Below are 5,355 nucleotides of genomic sequence, written 5' to 3' on the forward strand. Positions count from 1 at the left end.
TCTGTTCCGATTCTGGTATGACCGGAACAGATATAAGAGTTGGAAGTTACAGATAGCTGCTTAATCAGCAGACACTATTTACTTCTATTGGATATTGTTCATTTAAGACATTATAGAAAAAGATGACCTATCTTTACGACAAGTCATCAATTACTGATTTTATTTATTTCACCTGTCTACTTGACAGGGGGCAGATCACTTTTTCAAGATTTTTTCCAGAGTAGCTACATCTAATAAATTCACTGTTTGAAATTGTCCTTTATAAAAAACGGCAAAATTATTAAATACGCAAGGAAGCTGCTTAGCTTCTTGTAAGGAATCCACTTTCAGAAAGGTTGCAGGTATGGCATGTTCTTCACAATATTGTTGCAACTTTTCAATTTTTTGATAGATAAAAGGGCATTGCATATCATAATATATTGTTAATACGGTATTTTCAATCTGCTGTTTCTTAGCGGTCTCATTAAAGTGAGGAAACGTTCCATCAAAGGAGAGAGCCAGCAATTCATATGCATGGGCAGTATCGACAATCTGGAAACCATATTTCTTGGCAAAACTTTGATCTGATAGCCAAGCTTTTTGCTTAGTTGCTCCAAGCATACAGATACCGGATTTTCCTTTCGCTTTAGCATCCTGAATGCAATACTCTAATAAGGCCTTACCATAGCCATTGCCTTTTTCTTTACTTTCTACCCATAAGCAATAAATATACATATAGTTCTCACCGCAAATAGGCACCCAGGCAGATGCTAATGGAGCATATTCAATAAAGACAGTTGCTTTTTTATTAAGTTTACGAAAGGTATGACCTTCCTTTAAACGTTGTTGTAACCAAAGACGTTTTGCTTCAACACCGGGATGTTTTTTCTTACTGCGAATGATGCAGCATAAATGTTCATCAGCTAGATTCTCCATTGTCAAATTTATAAATTCAGCACACATACTTATTCCCTCATAAATACTTTCCAGTACGAATAGTATAACTTGATATGGATAAACTTACAAGAAAATAAACTTCTTTACCTAATGATAAGGTGATAAAATAAGGCTTTAAAAGTTATTACCCTTATGAATATACCTATTTGTAAGAGTACCACCTGCATGTTGAAAGGGCAGTAGGCATTAGCGTTGACTTATCAATTCCCCTCTTTTATAATAAGCATGAACCCAGCACCCCTGGGGGGAGGTAACTTTATGACACCGGAAAGAAAAAAAGCATTACAGAATCTAAAAACAGCCAGAGGACAGATCGATGGCATCATCCGTATGATTGAGGATGAACGCTATTGTATCGACATTTCAAATCAAATCATGGCCAGTCAGTCACTGTTAAAGAAAGCAAATCTGCATATACTAAGTGGGCATTTGCACACATGTGTAAAAACAGCGATTGCAACAGGTGATTCTGATGAAAAACTTCAGGAAATTGAGGATGTTTTAGCTATTCTTTTGAAATAGCCCATGTGATGCTGTTAAAAAGTGGATGTTGCTAGGAGGTATACTATGAAAAAGACTTATCAGATTGGCGGTATGAGCTGCTCGGCTTGTGCGTCAGCTGTTGAACGAATATTAAAAAGAATGGATGGCGTAACCAGTGCGCAGGTAAATCTTGTACTAGAAGAAGTCGTTGTTGAAGGTGAGGATTTGCCGGCTTTTGCGGATATGCAGAAAGCTGTGGAAAAAGGTGGGTATCAATTGCTGGAAAAAAGTGATGCGCAAATGCAGACATGGACAGTAAAAGGTATGAGCTGTGCAGCCTGCAGTGCATCCGTAGAACGCATCTTAAAACGATTCGATGAGGTAGAAGATGCCAGTGTAAATCTCATCATGAACAATGTGACGATAACGTATCATGAAAAAAACTTTAAGGCTTGGAAAGAAGCTTTGGAAAAGGCCGGTTTTATTTTGGAAGAGGAAAACGAAGAAGAGCAGGTAGTGTTGGATATCGAAGGCATGAGCTGTGCGGCTTGCAGTGCCAGTATTGAGCGAGTGTTGCGTAAAAAAGATGGTATCTTACAGGCGGATGTGAATCTTGTGATGAATCAAGCGGAAGTTCGTTATGATAAAAAGCGTATTAAACTCAGTGAAATTCTAGAAGCGATTCAAAAAGCCGGTTTTAAAGGTCACTTACATGTGGAAAAAACAATCGAAAAAGAAAAACGCTCTTATGAAAAGTTACATGTTTACGGTACACTGGTCTTGGCTTTTTTCCTCTTATATATCGGTATGTCCCATATGTTGGGAAGTATTGAATTGCCTTTGCCAAACATTATTTCTTATAAGACGCATCCTTTTAATTTCGCAGGTATCCAATTTGTGTTAGCAACGATCATCTTGATCAGTGGACATCATTTCTTTACCAGAGGGATCAAGGCGTTGCTGCATAAGGCACCGAATATGGATACACTGGTAGCGATTGGTACCGGAAGTGCATATCTTTATTCTTTGGTATCTCTTATGCAAATTTATCAAGGCAATGTCCATGCCGTCCATGCTTTGTATTTTGAAGGTGCCGGTGTTGTTGTGGCATTGGTGCAGTTTGGCAAGCATTTGGAAAGCATATCCAAGAAGAAATCCACCGGTGCTATTCAGGCATTGTTGCAACTTCGCCCACAGACGGCTACGCTTTGGCGAGAAGGTAAAGAAATCCTCATTCAGATTGAAGAAGTTAGTGTCGGGGATACCTTGGTCGTAAAACCGGGAGAACATATGGCAGTGGATGGCATCTTGTTGGAAGGTAGTGCTAACGTTGATGAAAGCATGCTTACCGGAGAAAGCATGCCGGTTAAGAAAACAGTAGGTGATAAGCTGCAGCAGGGAACCATTGATTTAGATGGACGTATTTTAATGCGTTGTAGTGCTACACAAGAAGATACCACATTAGCAAAGATCATTCATATGGTTGAAGAAGCCCAAGGGAAAAAGGCACCTATTGCCCGTATTGCCGATCGTATTTCTTTATTCTTTGTCCCAACGGTCATGAGCATCGCAATAGTGGCTGCTATTATCTGGTACATGGTGACGCAAGATTTCGCCTTTGCTTTAACTATTTTCGTGAGTGTGTTGGTAATAGCTTGTCCATGTGCATTAGGTTTGGCAACCCCAACCGCCATTATGGTAGGTACAGGCAAAGCCGCTCAGTTAGGTATCTTTATTAAAAGCGGAGAAGCTTTGGAAACAGCAAGCACGATTGATACCATTGTCTTTGATAAGACAGGAACTCTTACCATAGGGAAACCGGTAGTAACAGATGTTGCGACACAACAGGATGAACATAAGGTATTAACATTTGCGGCTATGCTGGAACAAGGCTCTAAGCATCCCCTTGCTACTGCCATCTTAACAAAGGCAGAAGAATTGCAGCTATCCTATGAAACCTTATCCCATGTACAAACACATAACGGTTTAGGCTTAAGCACAGAGATGGATGATGGCAGATTATTGGTAGGAAGTCGTAAATTCATGCAGGAAATGCAGATTGCGACCGCCGTTTATGAAGCACAGGAACAGACGTATCTGCAAAGTGGTAAAACCGTCGTTTGGGTCGCAAGGAATGAAGAGGTACAAGGGATTATTGCCATTGCCGATAAGATCAAACCGGAAGTGAAAGCAGTCGTCAAACAATTGCAGGACGCTCATATAGATGTGTATATGCTAACCGGAGATAATGAAATCACAGCGCAGGCCATTGCTTCTTCAGCAGGCATTACCCATGTGATTGCACAGGTATTACCGGATGAAAAAGGAAAGGAAGTCGAACGATTACAAAAGGCAGGCCATACGCTTGCGATGGTTGGCGATGGAATCAATGATGCTGTTGCTTTAACGCAAAGTGAAGTTGGTATTGCGATAGGAAGCGGCAGTGATGTAGCTGTTGAAAGTGCCGATATCGTTTTGATGAAAGATAGTATTGAGGATGTCGCAACAGCGATTCGCTTATCCAAAGCGGTTATCCGCAATATCAAGCAAAATCTATTTTGGGCATTCTTCTATAACAGCATTGGTATTCCGATTGCCGCAGGTATTTTGTATCCGTTCTTTGGTATACTGCTATCACCAGTATTTGCCGGTGCAGCGATGGCATTTAGTTCGGTATCAGTCGTATCAAATGCGTTACGTTTGCGTAATTTCAAATAATAACATGAAAAGCTCTCACAGAAAGGAGAGCTTTTCTATTTAGAATTTGTTGTTTAGAACTGGTCGTTTAGAATTTGTTGTTTAGAATTTGTTGTTAAGAACCTGTTGTTTAGAATCTGACGTTCAGGCGATGACGTTTAGGATAGGCATGATATGAGGAATGACAAATGACTTTTTACTTCTGAATACTTCCTGTATACCTTCAAGATACATTATAAGATACCTTATAAAGATGAAAGAAATTGTATGAAATATTGAGAGACAATAGCACTGATAATATTAGAAGTTAATAACTCAGCGTGTTTTTTCATAAATTCCTTTAAGCCATTTGTGTCCTTATGAAAAATCTTTTTCGTTAATTGTTTATGATAAATAAATGTATCTTAGCCATCTAAAAAAATAATTACCAAAGGGAATTTTTCAGAAAATATAAGAAAATAAAAAATATATTGAATTAACCTATGAAATTTTTATAATGCCCTTATAGAGGGAGGAAAAAGCAATGGAATTGAAACAATTATTCAGTACGCAAGACAATGAATTAGAAATTATAACGGATTCTTTCAAAATTAATAAAAACATTATTGAATTAAACAGCCGTATTATTCAAGTATGTAATATTGAAAGTATATCCATGGTTGAACCAAAAAAGAAAGGAATTACGATCGGCGTTTTCATAGGTTTTATCATAGGACTTGCATTACTTTCTTATCAACCTTTGGTAGGAACCATTGTCATTGGTTTAAGTGCATTTTATATTTATTGTATTGTTCAAGGGAATAAAAAATTAGGTAAAAATCTTTGTATATCTTCTACCGCTAATTTCGATAGTAAATTAAAACAATCATCTTCTAATGTTTGCCATTGAATAGCTTGTTCACTGTGAATATAAATCGGGCTATTATCTCCAACACTAACCACGCTATGTTCGATTTTTATATCTTTCATTTCGCATTCCCATAAATAGGACTATCATCACCAAAGGTAATGACAGAATCCTGAACGTTGATCGATACACTTGATTCATTTGAACCATTTAGATAGTTTTCTATGGTTTCCATGATTTTATAGGCAAAGGTTACATTTTTAAAATTAATTACGATATAATACCCCGATACTAAATTAATATAAAGATTTTTACCTAATTTTTATATCTAATTTTGGATTATTCGCATAACCACTATACTTTCAAGCATTTTGGAGTATAGAAAACCATTC

General features: G+C 37.7%; 4 protein-coding genes. 3 read left to right on the top strand and 1 reads right to left on the bottom strand.

Annotated features, from left to right (window positions below):
- Positions 1–195: 195 nt before the first annotated feature.
- The gene (locus ACESSZ_RS16230) at positions 196–942 is read right to left on the bottom strand and encodes a GNAT family N-acetyltransferase (protein WP_008687204.1); all 747 of its coding nucleotides are present in this window, start codon (positions 940–942) and stop codon (positions 196–198) included.
- A gap of 252 nt (positions 943–1,194) precedes the next feature.
- On the opposite strand from ACESSZ_RS16230, the gene ACESSZ_RS16235 reads away from it, so the two are divergent.
- The 3 genes from ACESSZ_RS16235 (at position 1,195) to ACESSZ_RS16245 (ending at position 5,005) form a co-directional block, all read left to right on the top strand.
- Complete coding sequence (locus tag ACESSZ_RS16235) at positions 1,195–1,458, top strand: metal-sensing transcriptional repressor (protein WP_008687206.1); 264 nt, start codon at positions 1,195–1,197, stop codon at positions 1,456–1,458.
- 45 nt (positions 1,459–1,503) lie between these two features.
- On the top strand, positions 1,504–4,137 hold the full coding sequence (locus ACESSZ_RS16240; RefSeq protein WP_008687208.1) for a heavy metal translocating P-type ATPase: 2,634 nt from the start codon (positions 1,504–1,506) through the stop codon (positions 4,135–4,137).
- 502 nt (positions 4,138–4,639) lie between these two features.
- Complete coding sequence (locus ACESSZ_RS16245; RefSeq protein ID WP_499842901.1) at positions 4,640–5,005, top strand: hypothetical protein; 366 nt, start codon at positions 4,640–4,642, stop codon at positions 5,003–5,005.
- The last annotated feature ends 350 nt before the right edge of the window (positions 5,006–5,355 follow it).

Source organism: Eubacterium sp. 3_1_31 (genome assembly GCF_964249515.1).
Taxonomy (GTDB): Bacteria; Bacillota_I; Bacilli_A; order Erysipelotrichales; family Erysipelotrichaceae; genus Longicatena; species Longicatena caecimuris.

Coding starts and splice junctions, on each gene's coding strand:
- ACESSZ_RS16230 (WP_008687204.1), bottom strand. CDS start 942: ATGTGTGCTGAATTTATAAATTTGACAATGGAGAATCTAGCTGATGAA.
- ACESSZ_RS16235 (WP_008687206.1), top strand. CDS start 1,195: ATGACACCGGAAAGAAAAAAAGCATTACAGAATCTAAAAACAGCCAGA.
- ACESSZ_RS16240 (WP_008687208.1), top strand. CDS start 1,504: ATGAAAAAGACTTATCAGATTGGCGGTATGAGCTGCTCGGCTTGTGCG.
- ACESSZ_RS16245 (WP_499842901.1), top strand. CDS start 4,640: ATGGAATTGAAACAATTATTCAGTACGCAAGACAATGAATTAGAAATT.